General features: G+C 63.2%; 15 protein-coding genes. 7 read left to right on the top strand and 8 right to left on the bottom strand.

All coding sequences use genetic code 11. The annotated features are described in order from the left end of the window. Positions 1 to 120: 120 nt before the first annotated feature. Positions 121 to 1,230 (bottom strand): DUF2336 domain-containing protein, encoded by a 1,110-nt coding sequence (locus RO009_02375; protein ID MDT3683873.1) that lies wholly within the window; start codon positions 1,228 to 1,230, stop codon positions 121 to 123. Between the two features lie 406 nt (positions 1,231 to 1,636). Between RO009_02375 and RO009_02370 the strand changes: the two genes are divergently transcribed. The 3 genes from RO009_02370 to RO009_02360 are packed head-to-tail and all read left to right on the top strand — an operon-like array spanning position 1,637 to position 4,241. Continuing rightward, positions 1,637 to 1,933 (top strand): ACT domain-containing protein, encoded by a 297-nt coding sequence (locus tag RO009_02370; GenBank protein ID MDT3683872.1) that lies wholly within the window; start codon positions 1,637 to 1,639, stop codon positions 1,931 to 1,933. Between the two features lie 3 nt (positions 1,934 to 1,936). Beyond that, on the top strand, positions 1,937 to 3,307 hold the full coding sequence (locus RO009_02365) for a PFL family protein (protein ID MDT3683871.1): 1,371 nt from the start codon (positions 1,937 to 1,939) through the stop codon (positions 3,305 to 3,307). Between the two features lie 10 nt (positions 3,308 to 3,317). Further along, complete coding sequence (locus tag RO009_02360; GenBank protein ID MDT3683870.1) at positions 3,318 to 4,241, top strand: MBL fold metallo-hydrolase; 924 nt, start codon at positions 3,318 to 3,320, stop codon at positions 4,239 to 4,241. On the opposite strand, the gene RO009_02355 is transcribed toward RO009_02360, so the two are convergent. From RO009_02355 to solA, 5 genes are all read right to left on the bottom strand, one after another. Further along, complete coding sequence (locus tag RO009_02355) at positions 4,220 to 5,101, bottom strand: DUF1499 domain-containing protein (GenBank protein ID MDT3683869.1); 882 nt, start codon at positions 5,099 to 5,101, stop codon at positions 4,220 to 4,222. The two genes, RO009_02360 and RO009_02355, sit on opposite strands and share 22 nt — an antisense overlap. A 3-nt stretch (positions 5,102 to 5,104) precedes the next feature. Beyond that, complete coding sequence (locus RO009_02350; protein ID MDT3683868.1) at positions 5,105 to 6,220, bottom strand: M48 family metallopeptidase; 1,116 nt, start codon at positions 6,218 to 6,220, stop codon at positions 5,105 to 5,107. Then, on the bottom strand, positions 6,217 to 7,503 hold the full coding sequence (locus RO009_02345) for a DUF898 family protein (protein ID MDT3683867.1): 1,287 nt from the start codon (positions 7,501 to 7,503) through the stop codon (positions 6,217 to 6,219). The genes RO009_02350 and RO009_02345 overlap by 4 nt, the downstream gene beginning before the upstream one ends. Before the next feature lie 3 nt (positions 7,504 to 7,506). Further along, positions 7,507 to 9,144 (bottom strand): fatty-acid--CoA ligase, encoded by a 1,638-nt coding sequence (locus RO009_02340; GenBank protein ID MDT3683866.1) that lies wholly within the window; start codon positions 9,142 to 9,144, stop codon positions 7,507 to 7,509. A gap of 91 nt (positions 9,145 to 9,235) precedes the next feature. Then, a complete protein-coding gene (gene solA / locus RO009_02335) occupies positions 9,236 to 10,360 on the bottom strand; it encodes an N-methyl-L-tryptophan oxidase (GenBank protein MDT3683865.1) in 1,125 nt (374 codons plus the stop codon). A gap of 140 nt (positions 10,361 to 10,500) precedes the next feature. On the opposite strand from solA, the gene RO009_02330 reads away from it, so the two are divergent. Then, positions 10,501 to 11,304 carry an extensin family protein gene (locus RO009_02330; GenBank protein ID MDT3683864.1) on the top strand — a complete coding sequence of 268 codons (804 nt, stop codon included), beginning with the start codon at positions 10,501 to 10,503 and terminating at the stop codon, positions 11,302 to 11,304. Positions 11,305 to 11,364: 60 nt separating this feature from the next. Next, on the top strand, positions 11,365 to 12,291 hold the full coding sequence (locus RO009_02325; protein MDT3683863.1) for a metallophosphoesterase: 927 nt from the start codon (positions 11,365 to 11,367) through the stop codon (positions 12,289 to 12,291). Positions 12,292 to 12,353: 62 nt separating this feature from the next. On the opposite strand, the gene RO009_02320 is transcribed toward RO009_02325, so the two are convergent. Beyond that, entirely contained in the window at positions 12,354 to 13,037 is a 684-nt protein-coding gene (locus RO009_02320) for a L,D-transpeptidase (protein ID MDT3683862.1), read from the bottom strand. A 407-nt stretch (positions 13,038 to 13,444) separates the two neighbouring features. On the opposite strand from RO009_02320, the gene RO009_02315 reads away from it, so the two are divergent. Then, positions 13,445 to 13,606, top strand: coding sequence for a hypothetical protein (locus RO009_02315; GenBank protein MDT3683861.1), 162 nt, complete (start codon positions 13,445 to 13,447; stop codon positions 13,604 to 13,606). 123 nt (positions 13,607 to 13,729) lie between these two features. Beyond that, on the top strand, positions 13,730 to 14,707 hold the full coding sequence (locus RO009_02310; GenBank protein MDT3683860.1) for a magnesium transporter CorA family protein: 978 nt from the start codon (positions 13,730 to 13,732) through the stop codon (positions 14,705 to 14,707). A gap of 6 nt (positions 14,708 to 14,713) precedes the next feature. Here RO009_02310 and RO009_02305 read toward each other — a convergent pair whose 3' ends face one another. Next, a complete protein-coding gene (locus tag RO009_02305) occupies positions 14,714 to 15,469 on the bottom strand; it encodes an SDR family oxidoreductase (GenBank protein MDT3683859.1) in 756 nt (251 codons plus the stop codon). Positions 15,470 to 15,473: the final 4 nt, after the last annotated feature.

Genomic DNA, 15,473 nt, shown 5'->3' with positions numbered 1-15,473 from the left:
CGTCTAAACGTAATGCTTGGTTTCAACCCGCACGGCGCATAACGCGCCCTGATGCGTTATTTGATACAGCGCAGACGTGAAAAGTCTTTGCCTAACCCTCGTTAAAATTTGAAGGATTTGTCAGGCGGCGGTCGACGCCGCAGCGGCCGGCAGCTCGCGCCGCGAGCGATAGAAGTCCACCGCCTGTTTTGCAGTCTCGATCTTCAGCTTGTCGAAGTCGCCCATGGCCTTGTCGAGATCGAGCGGCGACAGCGCGCGGTTGGAGGCCGACATCAGCAGGATCGCCTTGGTGGTGGACCAGCAGCATTCGGCGGCGCGCGCCAGCACCAGTGCAAGGTCGGGCCGCTCGTCGAGCAGGGCGCGTTCCACCAGCTCGATCGGGAATTTGCCGAGCGCCGCGAAAGCGACCGCAGTGCGCTCGAAGTTGTGCAGCCGGGCAAAGGCGTGCACGTCGGATTCGGTGATCTTGCGGTTGATGCGCAGCCGCCCGAGCTGGGCCTTGGCGCTGGCATGTTCCTGCGAGGCGTTGCGCACCTCGCCGCTGATCTTTTCGGCGATTTCCGCCACCACGTCGCGCACTGCCTCGGCGGCATGCGGGTTGGCGGCTTCCAGCTTGGCGCGCACGGAAGCGGACGCGGTTTCCAGCAGCTTGAGAAAGTGGTGACGGGGAAGGTCGTGGCGCGCGCCGACAAGCCCGGCCAGCGTCTCGTCGTGACCCGCCTGCGCCACCAGCTTGGTGAAGGCGATGCTGGAGAAACGGGCGCCGCTGTTGCGGGTCACCGAGTGCACGACGCGCGCGTCGCCGCGCTCGACCAGGACGTCGGTCACCGCTTCGCTCAAGCTGCGGCGCTGGCTGATCGCGTGCAGATGATCCTGGCTTTTGGTGCGGGCATTGGCGACAAGGTCGGAGTCGTTGAGCTGGTTGGATGAGGTCAGCACCGGACCCGCGACGTCGATGGAATCGTCGAACGCCAGCGAGCGCACCACGCGCGCCGGCGCGTTGTCGATCCCGGCCAGGCGCCGCGACAGCTTGGCGCGCGCCTTTTCCTCGATCGCGCTCGAAAGCGGCAGCAGCACCTCGTCAAATAACGACACCTGCTCTGTGGAATAGCGGCTGGAGCCGGCGACGAACAGGTCGGTGATCAGGGTGAGCAGCTTGAGCTTCTTCCTCGGCGCCCCGGACGCGATTGCGTCGTCAAGCTCTTGAATCAGGGACGAAAAATCGGACATGAGCAACCCACGCATTCCAAAACAAAACCTCGCCTCCGCAAATCCGGCACGCGATGAGTCTTCTTATAAGGGACAGGCATGAATCATTCTTGCCGTGGGGTGCGGCAGGTCTGATTCAAATTTTAATGAAGCGAATCCGAACGGATAATATCCCTATTTTACCCTGCGGCGTCCGCCACGTGACATGACGCGGGGGCCGGGTGCGGTGGCCGGTGTGGGGTACCCCGAGACCCGGCGGCCCCAAGCTGCGGGTGACCCGGCCCACCAGAGGCGACGGCCCGGTGGCCCATCATCCTTGAGGGCTCGCTTCGCTTGGCCGTCTCAGGATGACGGCGATAGTTATTTGCGCAGCGCAACATGGCTTCCTATAAGGCGGCCAGACTCACGTGCCCTGGAGACTTCCCACATGACCCCCTCGAAACCGACCGCCGGACGGGCGATCGTCACCATTGTCGGGCTCGACCGGGTAGGCATCATCGCCGGCATCGCCAATGCGCTGGCGGACGCCAATGTAAACATCCTGGACATCAGCCAGTCGGTCATGCGCGATGAGTTCTTCACCATGATCATGATGGTGGACCTCAACACCTCGACGTTGCCTTTCGAGGAGATATCGGAACGGCTGAAGAAGAAAGGCGAGGCGCTCGCGGTGCAGGTCGAGATCCAGCGCGAGGACATCTTCAAGGCGATGCACCGGGTCTGAATCATGCGCACGCTGAATTACTCCGCCGAGGAGATCGTCGAGACCATCGACATGGTGCGGGTCGAGCGGCTCGATATCCGCACCGTCACCATCGGCATCAGCCTGTTCGACTGCGTCAGCGGCGACACCGCGACGCTCTGCGAGCGAATCTACAACAAGGTGACGACCGTTGCCGCCGAACTCACCCGCACCACGCGCGACATCGGTCAGGAATTCGGCATTCCCATCATCAACAACCGCGTGTCGGTAACGCCGATCTCGCTGGTGGCCGGGCAGGCGGATGCCGACGGCTTTGTACGGATCGCGCAGGCGCTCGATCGCGCGGCCGACACGCTTGGCATTGATTTCATCGGCGGCTTCTCCGCGCATGTCGAGAAGGGCATGACGGGCGCCGACCGCAATCTGATCGCCGCCATTCCGCGCGCACTGGCGGAAACGAAGCGCGTTTGCTCGTCGGTCAACATCGGCTCGACAAAGGCGGGGCTGAACATGGATGCGGTGGCTCTGATGGGCCGCACCATAAAAGAGACGGCTGCGCTGACCGCCGACCGCGGATCGATCGGCTGCGCCAAGCTCGTCGTCTTCTGTAACGCCGTACAGGACAATCCTTTCATGGCCGGCGCCTTTCACGGCACCGGCGAGCCGGATGCCGTGGTCAATGTCGGCGTCAGCGGACCCGGTGTGGTCTTGCGCGCGCTGGAGCAGACACCGGATCAGGATTTCGGCGCGCTTGCCTCCCTGATCAAGCGCATGGCGTTCAAAATCACGCGCGCCGGAGAACTCGTCGGCCGCACCGCGTCGGAACGGCTCGGCATTCCCTTCGGCATCGTTGATCTGTCGCTGGCGCCGACGCCGGCCAAGGGCGACAGCGTGGCGCGCATTCTCGAGGCCATGGGGCTTGAGCGAGTCGGCACGCACGGCTCGACCGCGGCGCTGGCTTTGCTGAATGATGCGGTTAAGAAGGGCGGGGCGATGGCCTCGAGCTTTGTCGGCGGACTGTCCGGCGCCTTCATTCCGGTGTCAGAAGACGAAGGCATGATCGAAGCCGCCGAACAGGGCGACATCTCGCTCGACAAGCTGGAAGCGATGACCGCCGTGTGCTCGGTCGGTCTCGATATGATCGCGCTGCCTGGCGACACGCCAGCGGAGACGCTTTCGGCAATCATCGCCGACGAGGCCGCCATCGGCATGGTCAACAAGAAGACCACCGCTGTCCGCGTCATTCCGGTGGCCGGCGGGAAGGCCGGCGATCTCGTCGAATTCGGCGGCCTGCTCGGGCACGCGCGCATCATTCCGGTGAACAAGCGATCCAGCGCACGCTTCGTCAACCGTGGCGGCCGCATTCCCGCGCCGCTACAGGCGCTGAACAACTAAGGTTCTCATCGTGTCGATGACCGACGACATTCCTTTCGACAAGAGCTTCGATCTCGTCCCCGGCGAGGCAAAAGAGGTCGCGCCCGGCGTGCGCGCGATCTGCGCCGGCAATGCCGGGCCATTCACCTTTACGGGCACGGTGACTTATATCGTCGGCAAGGGACAGGTGGCGATCATCGATCCGGGCCCCGACGATCCGCGCCACATTCAGGCGCTGCTGGATGCGGTGCGCGGCGAAACCGTGACCCACATTTTTGTTACGCATACGCATCGCGATCATTCGCCCGGCGTTGCGCCGGTGAAGGCGGCGACCGGCGCGAAAGTCTATGCCGAGGGGCCGCACCGCGCCGCGCGGCCTCTGCATATCGGCGAAGCCAACCCGCTCGATGCCGGCGTCGATCCGGATTTTAGGCCGGAATTTGCGATCAGGGACGGAGAGGTGGTGTCAGGGCGGGGTTTCGATATTGAAGCGATCGCAACGCCGGGCCACACTGCCAATCACATGGCCTATGCGCTCAAGGGAACGAACATCCTGTTCTCCGGCGATCATGTCATGTCGTGGTCGACCTCGATCGTGGCGCCGCCGGACGGGGCCATGAGCGATTACATGGCCTCGCTCCACAAGCTCGCAAAGCGCAGCGAAGAGATTTATCTGCCGGGTCACGGCACCACCATCCGCAATGCGCCGCGTTTCGTTCAGAGCTATATCCGTCACCGCGAGGGGCGGGAGGCCTCGATCCTGCATCGCCTCGCAAAGGGGGCAACCGACATCCCGACGCTGGTGCGCGCCATCTATATCGGCATCGATCCGCGATTGACCGGCGCCGCCGGCCTGTCGGTGCTGGCGCATATGGAAGATCTGGTCGCGCGCGGCGTGGTCGCGACCGAGGGCGTGCCGTCGATTGTCGGGACTTATCGCTTGGCCGCGGGCTGACCGGCCGGTTGTTTCTTGGCCGGCTGGCCCTTCGTCTGCTTCTTCTGCTGCGATGCGCGGCGTTCCAATCTTTCCTGCCGGTCGAGCGCCTCATCGATGGCTGTTTCGATCTGCTCGAAGAAGCTGGTAATGCGCGCCGCATTGGTGCCGATGTCATGCCGGCCGTAGCGGGATGCCGAACGCATGTCGATGCGGGCTTCCTCGCCGGTGCCGCGAACCCGAATCACCACGTCGTCGCGGAAGCCCATGATCGGCGTGCGCGCGACCGCTTCGATGCGACCGTCGCGGCGTCCACCCTGCGGATCGCGCGCGTCGATGACGAGCCACCGGTTGCGGTTCACCAGCGCCAGCGCGGTGTCATAGGCCACCTTCGCCGAGACCGAGACTTCCAGCGGCTCGATATCGGGATAGGCCACCTGCTGCTGCTCGGCCGCGTAGAGCCCGGCATATTGCACAGGGTTGGCGGACCGGCTGCGCAGGCGGGCAATGGCCTCAAAGCGCGGCGGGTCGATGGCATCGGTGGTGATGTCGGAAATGGCGGGCAGTTTGTAGGTCTTGTAGCCCAGATAGGCCGGATAGATCAGTAGCACGATCCCGATCGCGATGCCCGACACGGCAAAGCCGAGGCCGCGCAGACCATCACGCCAGATCACGACAAAGGAGGCGAGCCCGGTAAGGATGGCGAGCACGGCGAAGACCAGCGCGCCGCCAAAGGTGGCGAGCCCCGGCTCAACCTCGACCAGGCCCGAGCGGACGATGATGACGGAGAGCAGGACCGCCGCCAGCGAGAACAGCGCCAGCCGCCGCGCCCAGATGGCGAGACGGGAATAGGGGTCTTCGGCGAAACGGAGCCGCGCCATGGTTCAAATCCGATATCCGGCGCAGATGCGCTTGAGGGCCGCCCATTCGGCGGCATCGAGCAAGGGAACGCCACGACTTTGCGGCGGCGCGATGGCATTGATGGCGGCGGCGCGCTCCTTTGCCGTGGGGTGATCGAGAAGGATGCTGAAGCCGCCCGGTGTATCGCCGGCGATGCGCTGCAGGAAGCGGCCCAGCGCCCGTGCATCGGCGCCGAGGCCGAGCATCACCTGCACCCCGAAGCGGTCGGCAGCGTTCTCCACATTGCGCGAATAGGCCGATTCCAGAATCGTCCGCGCCGCCAGCACGACGGCGCCGCCGCCGACGAAATCGCCCAGCATCATGCCGAACAGGAACGACAAGCCGGCGCCCTGCAGCACCGCGCGCATCCCGTCGCGATGCGCGACATGGCCGAGTTCATGCGCGATGACGGCGGCGAGCTCGTCGGGAGTTTCCGCTTTATCGATCAGGCCCTGAAACACATAGACATATCCGCCCGGCAGCGCGAAGGCGTTCGCCTCCGCGCGGCGCACCACGGCAACTGTGAGCGGCATGCGCAGGTCCGCGGCGGTTTCCAGCCGGCGCACCAGTTTTTCGAAAGCGGCTTTTCCGGTCTGCTCCATGGCTGCGTCGCCGCATGTGAAGGGCCGGCCCGCCGGTCCCTTGTCGAGCATGGCGCGGATCTGCGCATTGGTCGCGACCCCGATGCGTTGCTCGAAGCCGCGCGGCACGACCGGCGCCAGGCGGTCGGCAAGAAGCGGCACCCCGTAGATCGAAGACAGCACCAGAGTAACCGCCGCGAAAGAGGCCCAGCCAATGACACGGCGGCTGTCCCGCCGCGCCGAAGCACCGGTGCGGTCGATGTCCGGTGCCAGCACATCGATCTCGTGCGCGAGTTCCATGTCGGTGATTTCAAGGCGTGCCAGCAGCGGATTCTTGCGCAGGCCGATGCGGAAGATGTGATCCGGCGCCGACAGATGCTTGAGACGAATATAGGCCCATTGATCGACGATCACTCCCGCGCCGTCGCGAATGACCAGGGCGTGCGGCGCCAGCTCCAGTGTCACATCGTGGCGCGCGCTGGTGCGGCCGTCGAAATAGCGGGCGGCGCCGGTTCTCATAGGCCACCGACATTCAAGGCGTCGGCGAGGCCCTCGCCCAAGGGAGATCCGGCCGTTCCTGCCGCCGTCACATGGTCAAGCATGGATGCATTCGAGAGATCGCTGGATTGCGCCGTCAGCCGCCAGACGGAGAGCTTTGCCGTCGCCTGGTAGATCGTGGACAGGCCGAGCGCGGACACGACATAGAGGCCGACCATGGCGAGGATGGTGAACATTTCAGCGAATTTCGATTCTGCGGACGATCCGAACAGCGATCCGATCAGTGCAAACGTGACGAAGGTCACGACGATCATCGCGAGCGCGAAGATGAGCAAATAGCCGATGAAGCGCAGATAGGCCTTGTACACATCGAACATGCGCAGCTGCGAGCTCACATCGATGCCGGGAAAGCGGATTCCGGAGATCCACCAGCGCATCACGATGGTTTGGAAAGCCGGAAACAGGATGATCGCCGCGCACACCGCAAATCCTATCGCGACCACGAACAGGCCGATCGCGCCGTAGAATTCAGGAGCCTGTATGGCGATGCGTTCAAGGATATCGCCGGTTGTCCCGCCGCGCTGCATGATGCGGCCAATTCCCGCCCAGTCGACGGTCAGCAGGGCCGACAGGGCGATCAGGGTCGGCGCGGTCACTGCGAACCAGAGCGGCAAGCCGCGCAGCAGCAGCCGGAATCCCGATCCCTCGAATTGCCCGGCCAAATTGCCGTAATGCGTATGGCCGAGCTTGAAGCGTTCGAGACTCGCCTGTGCGAAGGGATAGGCCAGACCGAGCGTGATCGCCATCATCGCCCACCAGAAGATCACGCAAACGGCATAATGAACGCCGGAACCGGTCTGACGAAAGCGCAAGCCGCGGAAGACGGTCCGGGTCAGGCGATAGCTGCGCGCGCGCCAGATTGCGTATTGGCCGATCAGCGCCAGCGCGACGATCGCAATAATGGTCATCAGGCCGGCGGTCCCGACGTCCAGCGCAGCGAGAAAGAAAACAATGTAGAGCGGCACCAGAATGGCGATGGCGACGAGAAAGCCGAGCAGTATTTCCAGCGCGGTGCCGGAATATTCGAGGGACTCGCCGTCAATTTCCGTATTGGCCCAGAGGAAACGCCGCGTGTCGGTGATCAGCCAGAACCGATAGATGCCGAGCGTGAGCATGAGAAGCACGGCGCCGCGCGCCAGAAGGCGCCAATAGGGGCGATCCCGGCCGAGGAAACGGACATTGCCCCTTTGCTGGTCAACGGGCCCGGGCGCAGCCGCAAGGCTGCCCGCGTCAGACGACGTCATTCGCTACTCCGCCGCGACCCTGTTGGGCAAAACATAATCCTTGTAGGCCTCCCGCAACGCGGTTTTCAGGATCTTCCCGGTCGCGGTATGGGGAATCTGGTCGACGAATACCACATCGTCGGGAATCCACCATGCCGTGATCTTGTCCCGCATATAGGCCAGCAGCTCCTCGCGGCTGATGCTCTCGCCGGGCTTGAGCACGACGATCAGGAGCGGACGCTCGCCCCATTTGGGATGACTGACGCCGATCACCGCGGCTTCCGCGATCTGCGGATGGCCGACCGCCAGATTTTCCAGGGCGATCGAGGAAATCCACTCGCCGCCGGACTTGATCACGTCCTTGGAGCGATCGGTGATGTGCATGTAGCCATGCCGGTCGAGGGTGGCGACATCGCCGGTATCGAAAAAGCCCTGTTCGTCGAGCGCGTCCGCGTCCTCCTTGTAGTAGCGCCGCAGGACGGAGGCGCCGCGCACCTTGAGCCGGCCGAAGGTTTTGCCGTCCCAGGGCAGTTCGCGGCCATTGTCGTCGGTGATCTTCATCTCCACGCCGAAGGGCGGGTGTCCCTGTTTCTCCTTGATGTCGAGCAGCGCATCGCCGCTGAGGCCGGCGTAATCCGGCTTGATCGAGCATAGCGAGCCGAGCGGCGACATTTCGGTCATCCCCCAGGCATGAATGACCTCGACGCCGTAATGCTCCTCGAATGTCTTGGCCATGGCGCGCGGGCAGGCAGAGCCGCCGATAACGACGCGCTTCAGGTAAGGCAGCTTGGCGCCAGTCGCTTGCAGATGCTGCAGCAGCATCAGCCAGACAGTCGGCACCGCTGCGGTGAAGGTCACCTTGTGGGTGTCCAGCAACTCATAAATGGAAGCACCGTCCATTTTCGGGCCAGGCATCACTATCGCCGCGCCGTTCATCGGCGTGGTCAGCGCCAGTCCCCAGCAATTGGCGTGGAACATCGGCACGACCGGCATCACCACGTCGCGCGATCCCACGCCCATCGCATCCGGCGTGCTCGCGATCATCGAATGCAGCACGTTCGAGCGATGCGAGTAGAGAACGCCCTTGGGATTGCCGGTGGTGCCGGAGGTGTAGCACATGCCGGCGGCGGTTGTTTCGTCAAAACTCTTCCAGGCGAAATCGCCGTCGGCTTCTGCGATCCACTCCTCATACGGCACCGCGTTTTTCAGCTTCGTGTCCGGCATATGCGCGGCGTCGGTCAGCACGACGTAACGCTCGATTGTCGTGAGTTGCGGGGCGAGCTTCTCCAGCAGGGGAACGAATGTCAGGTCGGTCAGCATCACGCGGTCTTCGGCGTGATTGATGATCCAGGGAATCTGATCGGGGAAGAGCCGCGGGTTGACGGTGTGATAGACTGCACCGATGCCGAGGATGCCGTACCAGCTTTCCAGATGCCGCCAGGTATTCCAGGCCAGCGTCGCCACGCGGTCGCCGAGTTTGATGCCGTCGCGGTCGAGCCGTTGGGCGAGCTGCAGGGCGCGCCGCCGCACCGTCGCATAGTCCGTGACATGGATCGGTCCCTCGACCGAGCGCGAGATGACCGGACGCGCGGCGTGATAGGTGGCGGCATGATCGATGATGCGATGGCACAAAAGCGGCCAGTCCTGCATCAGGCCCAGCATGGCGTTTCCTTTCGCTCCCGCGCTGCCTTCTGTGGGCAGTCAACGCAAGGTTAGCCTGCTGCCGGTGCAGTGCAAGGGCCGCTCGGACGTCTCAAGAAAAGCGCGCCAACCGGAAGCGGCTGATGTCGTTCGTGGTCTGGCCGGACAGGGCAAGATCGGCCAATGTCTCCCCGATCACCGGTGCAAACTTGAAGCCGTGCCCCGAACAGGGCGAGGCGACGACAATCTGCGGATGGCCGGACAGGACATCGACGATGAAATGCTCGTCCGGGCTCATGGTGTAGAGGCAGGTCTTTGCGCTCAATATCTTTCCATTTGCGGCGGGAAGATATTCGGAAATGACGTCGCGCACGACCCGCTCATCCTGCGGCCTGACTTGCCGGTCGTAGGTCTCCGGGTCGACGATCTCGTCGGAGTGGTGATGCTTCGCGATCTTCACGCCGTCGGAGCCATGCAGCGGAAACCCATAGTGAATACCTCGGTCGGTCTCGATCATGAAGACCGGAAAACGTTCCGGCATGAAAAGAGCGCGATCCGCGGGCTCGGTCCACAACACGGCCTGACGCGTGACCTGCAGGTCGATCGGCAGGTCCGGCAGCAGCGATGTCGTCCACGGCCCCGCCGTTACGATTGCCGCATTCGCATCGATGGTTGCCGAATCCAGAATGATGCGAACGCCGCGGGCGTGCGGCTCGATGGCCAGCACACGCTGCTTGTCGCGGATATCCGCGCCGGCAGCGCTGGCAAGATCAAGATGCGTCTGAACGGCGGCTTCCGCTTCCAGATAGCCGCCATCGGGCTGGACGACGCCGATGAAATCGGCGGGCAGGCAAAAGGCCGGATAGCGCCGCATCAGTGCGGTCGCGTCGAGGATCTCGTGCGGCAGATCGTGCAGGCGGGAGGAGGCGAGCGTGCCCTGCACGAGTTCGGAGTCTTCGGCTCCGACCTCCGCAATGCCGGTGATGGTCATCAGCGATCGGCCGCTAGCAGCTTCCAGTTCGCGCCACAGCGCATAGGCCCGCCGCAGCAGCGGCACATAGGAGGGATGTTCGAAATAGCCGAGCCGGATGATGCGGGTCGAGCCATGCGAGGAACCTCGCTCGTGACCGGGCGAGAAGCGCTCGATCCCGACGGCGCGGACATTGCGGCGGGCCAGATGATAGAGCGCGGCGCTGCCCATGGCGCCAAGGCCGATCACGGCCACGTCGAATGTCATGAAACGTCACGCACCGAAGACGGAGGCGGCAGAATCGCGGCCGAATCCAGCCTATTCTGGCATCCCCCAGAATTGCCGCAATCTCTGCCGAGACCGGTCCCGTGAAGCCTGTCTTTTCCCCTATTTTATTGGCGCTTTGCGTGGCCGCGGCGGATGGCGCTGCCGCGCGCGACGTCCCGTTGCCGCGCGCCAAGCCGGATCGAGGCAATGCCGCGGCCGCCCCTTCGCGCGCGGATACGGCGCCGGCCGTCATCCTGGCGCCGCCGATGGAAGCATTCGCCGCCGATCCGGAACCGGCGCCCGCGACGCCGGCACCTGTTCAGGCTTCCGTCTGCCAGCTCAAGATCGGGGGAGAGATCGCGGTGATCGAAGCCCAGCCGCCTGTCATGGGCCCTGGCGATTGCGGGGCAACCGATGTGGTGAAGCTCCAAGCAATCATCCTGAAGGACGGGAGCCAGGTGGCGGTGACGCCGCCCGCGATCCTCCGCTGCGGCATGGCCGAGACGCTCGCCCATTGGGTGCGCGATGATGTCACCGCGGCCGTCGCCGGTCTCGGCGCGGCGGTGCGCACGCTCGACAATTACGCCTCATTTGATTGCCGCGGACGCAACCGCGTTGCCGGCGCGAAGATCAGCGAACACGGCATGGCCAACGCCATCGATATCCGCGGCGTCGCATTGTCGAACGGCAAATTCGCTGGACTGACCGACCGCACCCTGTCGAAAGATTTCCGCGAGACCGTGAAGACGAGTGTCTGCGCGCGCTTCACCACCGTTCTGGGGCCGGGCTCCGACGGACATCACGAGACTCACATTCATATGGATCTGGCGGAGCGGCGGGGCGGCTATCGGCTCTGCCAGTGGAACGTTCTGGACCCCGTGCCTGATATTCCGCTGCCGCGGCCACGGCCTGCGGAAGCGCCACAGGCGGCCAGCAATGAATGACCCTGACTTTATGAATCCCCGTGAACCCTCCCTTCATCGTCAAGGCGATATGACCCCGGCATGAGACCTCTTGATTTTCACAGCGGCGCAGACGGTACGACGCGGCCGCGAAGCCATGCCGGCCTGACCCGCCGCTCGCTGATCCTGGGGGCCGCAAGCCTGACCACACTGGTGGGTCCGGTGACCGCCGCGTATGCGGGCATTGAAGCGGCCCAAGCCCTGCAGGTGAGGCGCTATCGCCTCACGCCGCCAACCTGGCGCGCCGGCCACAGGCTGAGCATCACGGTCATTGCCGATCTGCATGCCGGCGGCCCCAACATGGGACTGGCGCGCATTCGCAACATCGTTGATGTCGCCAATTTGCAGCGCTCGGACCTCGTGGTGTTGTTGGGCGATTATTTTGCCACGCATCGCTTCATTACCGAAGTTGTGTCGACTGAAGCCTGGGCGGGAGAGTTGGCGCGGTTGCGCGCGCCGCTCGGCGTCTACGCGATCCTCGGCAATCACGACTGGTGGCACAATGTCGGCGGCACACGCCGCGCCTTCGCTGACGTGAAAATTCCCGTGCTGGAAAATGACGCGCTGCTGCTCGGCAAACCCGGCGCCAAATTCTGGCTGGCGGGCCTGGGCGATCAGCTGGCTCACAAGATTGGCCCGCATAACTTTCGTGGCGTTGATGATCTGCCGGGAACACTGAAGCGCGTCGCCACCGACGATCCGGTTATTCTGCTTGCGCATGAGCCGGATGTCTTCCCGAAGGTGCCGGACCGCGTCGCGCTGACGCTGTGCGGTCATACGCATGGCGGCCAGATCCGCATCCCGTTCCTGTGGGAGCATTTCGTTCCGTCGATTTACGGAGCGCGCTATGCCTATGGCCACGTCATCGAAGACGGGCGCCACCTGATTGTCTCGGGCGGTCTTGGAACGAGCAGCATTCCAGCCCGGCTCGGCGTGCAGCCGGAAATCCTGCGCATCGAGATCGGCTGAACACAGAAACAAAAAGCGCCGGACGAGGCCCGGCGCTTTTATTGTCTTGCCCTGGTTGGCAATTAGAAGCTGAAGCGGTCCATGTTGTGCAGCGCGACTTGCGGATTGAACGGCGAGTCGCCCTGTTTCGGCGCCAGCACGACAACGACGGTGCCAAGTTTCACGCGCTCATAGAGATCGATGACGTCTTCGTTGGTCATGCGGATGCAGCCCGACGAGACGGCCGAGCCAATTAGCTCCGGCTGGTTGGTGCCGTGGATGCGGTAAAGTGTGTCCTTGTTGCCGAGGTGCAGATACAGTGCGCGCGCGCCAAGCGGATTATGCGGGCCGGGCCCGACCTGGTTCGGAATGCTTGGGCCGAGCCGCTCCTTGATCGCGGCGGTCGGGACCCAGGTCGGCCATTCGGCCTTGCGGCCAACCTTGGCGATGCCGGAAAAGGCGAGCGCTTCTTCACCCACGGTAATGCCGTAGCGGATCGCCTTGCCTTCCGGCAGCACGTAATAGAGATAGCGCGCGTCGGAATCGACCACGATGGAGCCAGGCGCTTCCTTGCGGTGGTAGGTAACGATATGCCGGCGATAAGGCTCGGGGATGGTCGCCTTGGCATAGGGCGCCTTGGCGAGAAGCTCCTTGTCGCGGGAGGTCATGGCGGCGCCGGAGGCGGGCTCCGGCGTCGAGTTCGATGCCGTGACACAGCCGCCAAGGCTCAGGCCGATCAGCAGAAGCGCAACTGCGCGCATCGCCATTCTATTCCCCATCAATCAATCTGTGTCCGCTGCGAGACTCGTCCCCGCCCCATCCAATAGACAAGAAAACCCCTGATTTTCCAGCATAGACGTGCGGTCGCCCGGCGGTCCTTGTGAAACTGTTGCAGGATTGCATCATTCACCTGCGTCATCTCGGTTGTGTCATCAAAGACCCGTCGGAACGGAATTCAAGCTTGGCATCAAGCCGTTAATCGATGGTTTACCCTGTAGGCCGACGACAAAAAGAGACTCGGATGAACGTTCCGGCCGGCCAAGAACACAAAGGTTTGAGGCGGAAATGCCGCAAAGTCTTACCATTCGGCGCTTATTTCCGCCCCACGGAATCCTGATCCGATGACTACCTGTCATGGCATTGGGACGACGACGAAAAGACTCAGGAGGAAGTGATGAATTCGCCGAAGGCCGAGACCGGCTCGGACGAGACCCGTAAGGCAGGCGATCTGGATCGCCGCTACGGCCGGATCGGAATTTCAGCGGTGGCGGCCGCCCTGACCTACAAGGGCGAGAGCAAGAACCCGGCTTACGCGCCCAGCGAGAGCCAGCGCTAAGATCGCTAATCCGCTGTAACTCAAAGAATTTCACTTGCGTGGGAGCGCGGGCGGGCTCAATTCTGTGCCGCCCGCTGCTGCGCCTGCCGTGGCGACGGGGTCACCCTATCGGGCGGGCGCACCATGCTGTCGATCTACGTTCCGCAAGGCGGCAATCTCGAACAACGGGTTATGGGCTCGGGGGAAGGAATTCCCGAAGCCGCAATCTGGATCGATCTCGTCAACCCCTCCTACGACGAAGACAAGCTGGTTGAATCGCTGGTCGGCGTCTCGATACCGACCCACGACGAGATGCAGGAAATCGAGCTGTCGAGCCGGCTTTATTTCGAGAATGGCGCCCGATACATGACGGCGACGCTGATGTGCCAGTCGGATTCGCCGGTGCCCAAGACCACGCCGGTAACTTTCATCCTGGCCGGCCAGCGCCTGATCACGGTGCGCTACGACGAGCCCAGGCCATTCGCCATCATCCGTCACAAACTCGGCAAGTCCTGCCCGCAGCATATTACCGGGCATGTGGTGCTCATGGATTTGCTGGACGCGGTGATCGACCGCGCCGCCGATATTCTGGAGCGGGTCGGCACCGAGGTTGATCGCGTTTCATTCGACATTTTCAACCGCAAGCTCTCGGTCAGCGAGCGGTCGCGCCGCTATCCCGTTATTCTGCAGACCATTGGCCGCAAGGGCGATTTGTCCTCCAAGGTTCGCGAAAGTCTGGTGTCGATCATGCGGCTCATTCTTTTCCTCGCCAATGAGGAAGAGGGAGTGCGCTGGTCGAAGGAAATGCGGGCGCAGCTCAAGTCGATGCAGCGCGACGTGCAGTCGTTGTCGGATCACACCACCTTTCTGACCAACAATATCACCTTCCTGCTGGATGCGATGGTGGGGGTGGTCTCGATCGAACAGAACAACATCATCAAGATTTTCTCGGTGGCGGCTGTGGTCTTCATGCCGCCGACCCTGGTCGCCTCGATCTACGGCATGAATTTTGATGTCATGCCGGAACTCAAATGGGTTCTCGGCTATCCCTTCGCGATCGGGGTGATGATCATGGCCGCCGTGCTGCCGTATCTTTATTTCAAATGGCGCAGGTGGCTTTGACCGCCGTTAGACGTGCTGTCCGCCATTGATGTGGATTTCGGCGCCGTTCACGTAGGACGACGTGTCGGTGCACAGCACATAGATGATCTTGGCTACTTCGTCCGGCGTGCCGAGCCGCCGCAGCGGGATTTGCTGTTCGACGATTTTTTCGGTCCCCGGCGAAAGGATGGACGTGTCGATTTCGCCCGGTGCGATGGCGTTCACGCGCACACCGACGGCGCCAAAATCCGCGGCCATTTCCCGCGTCAGCGACGCGAGCGCTGCTTTCGATGTCGCATAGGCCGCACCCGCGAAGGGGTGCACGCGCGATCCCGCGATCGATGTGACGTTGACGACTGATCCATGCGCGGCCTTGAGCTCATTGAGCAGGCCGCGCGCCAGCATGATCGGCGCGAAAAAGTTCACGTTGAACACGTGTTGCCAGACATCGATTGTCGTATCGAGCGAGCTCAGGCGCGTTCCGCCCTCAGCCTTGGGCGAGATCGCGGCATTGTTGACAAGCGCATGAAGCAGACCATCCGCGAGACGGCGTTTAATCTCGGCAATGGCTTCCTCGGTGTTCTTGGAATCGGCGAGATCGACCTGGATGTGATCCTCCGGCCCCATTTCCCATGGACAGTTTTCCGGGAAGGCATGGCGCGAGCATGTGATGACGCGCCAGCCGGCGGCGGAAAAGCGTTTCACCGTGGCGTGGCCGATGCCGCGGCTAGCTCCTGTCAGCAGAAGGGTGCGGCGGGGATGATTGTCGTTCGATTGCGGCATGAGT

The sequence above is a fragment of the Pseudorhodoplanes sp. genome (genome assembly GCA_032027085.1).
Classification (GTDB): Bacteria; Pseudomonadota; Alphaproteobacteria; order Rhizobiales; family Xanthobacteraceae; genus Pseudorhodoplanes.
The sequence above is the reverse complement of the archived record's forward strand: the minus strand, read 5'-3'. Positions and strand labels throughout refer to the sequence as shown.

Excerpts from the sequence above, each read along its gene's own strand:
- RO009_02375 (MDT3683873.1), bottom strand. The coding sequence starts at position 1,230 with ATGTCCGATTTTTCGTCCCTGATTCAAGAGCTTGACGACGCAATCGCG.
- RO009_02370 (MDT3683872.1), top strand. The coding sequence starts at position 1,637 with ATGACCCCCTCGAAACCGACCGCCGGACGGGCGATCGTCACCATTGTC.
- RO009_02365 (MDT3683871.1), top strand. The coding sequence starts at position 1,937 with ATGCGCACGCTGAATTACTCCGCCGAGGAGATCGTCGAGACCATCGAC.
- RO009_02355 (MDT3683869.1), bottom strand. The coding sequence starts at position 5,101 with ATGGCGCGGCTCCGTTTCGCCGAAGACCCCTATTCCCGTCTCGCCATC.
- RO009_02350 (MDT3683868.1), bottom strand. The coding sequence starts at position 6,220 with ATGAGAACCGGCGCCGCCCGCTATTTCGACGGCCGCACCAGCGCGCGC.
- RO009_02345 (MDT3683867.1), bottom strand. The coding sequence starts at position 7,503 with ATGACGTCGTCTGACGCGGGCAGCCTTGCGGCTGCGCCCGGGCCCGTT.
- RO009_02340 (MDT3683866.1), bottom strand. The coding sequence starts at position 9,144 with ATGCTGGGCCTGATGCAGGACTGGCCGCTTTTGTGCCATCGCATCATC.
- solA (MDT3683865.1), bottom strand. The coding sequence starts at position 10,360 with ATGACATTCGACGTGGCCGTGATCGGCCTTGGCGCCATGGGCAGCGCC.
- RO009_02325 (MDT3683863.1), top strand. The coding sequence starts at position 11,365 with ATGAGACCTCTTGATTTTCACAGCGGCGCAGACGGTACGACGCGGCCG.
- RO009_02320 (MDT3683862.1), bottom strand. The coding sequence starts at position 13,037 with ATGGCGATGCGCGCAGTTGCGCTTCTGCTGATCGGCCTGAGCCTTGGC.
- RO009_02315 (MDT3683861.1), top strand. The coding sequence starts at position 13,445 with ATGAATTCGCCGAAGGCCGAGACCGGCTCGGACGAGACCCGTAAGGCA.
- RO009_02310 (MDT3683860.1), top strand. The coding sequence starts at position 13,730 with ATGCTGTCGATCTACGTTCCGCAAGGCGGCAATCTCGAACAACGGGTT.
- RO009_02305 (MDT3683859.1), bottom strand. The coding sequence starts at position 15,469 with ATGCCGCAATCGAACGACAATCATCCCCGCCGCACCCTTCTGCTGACA.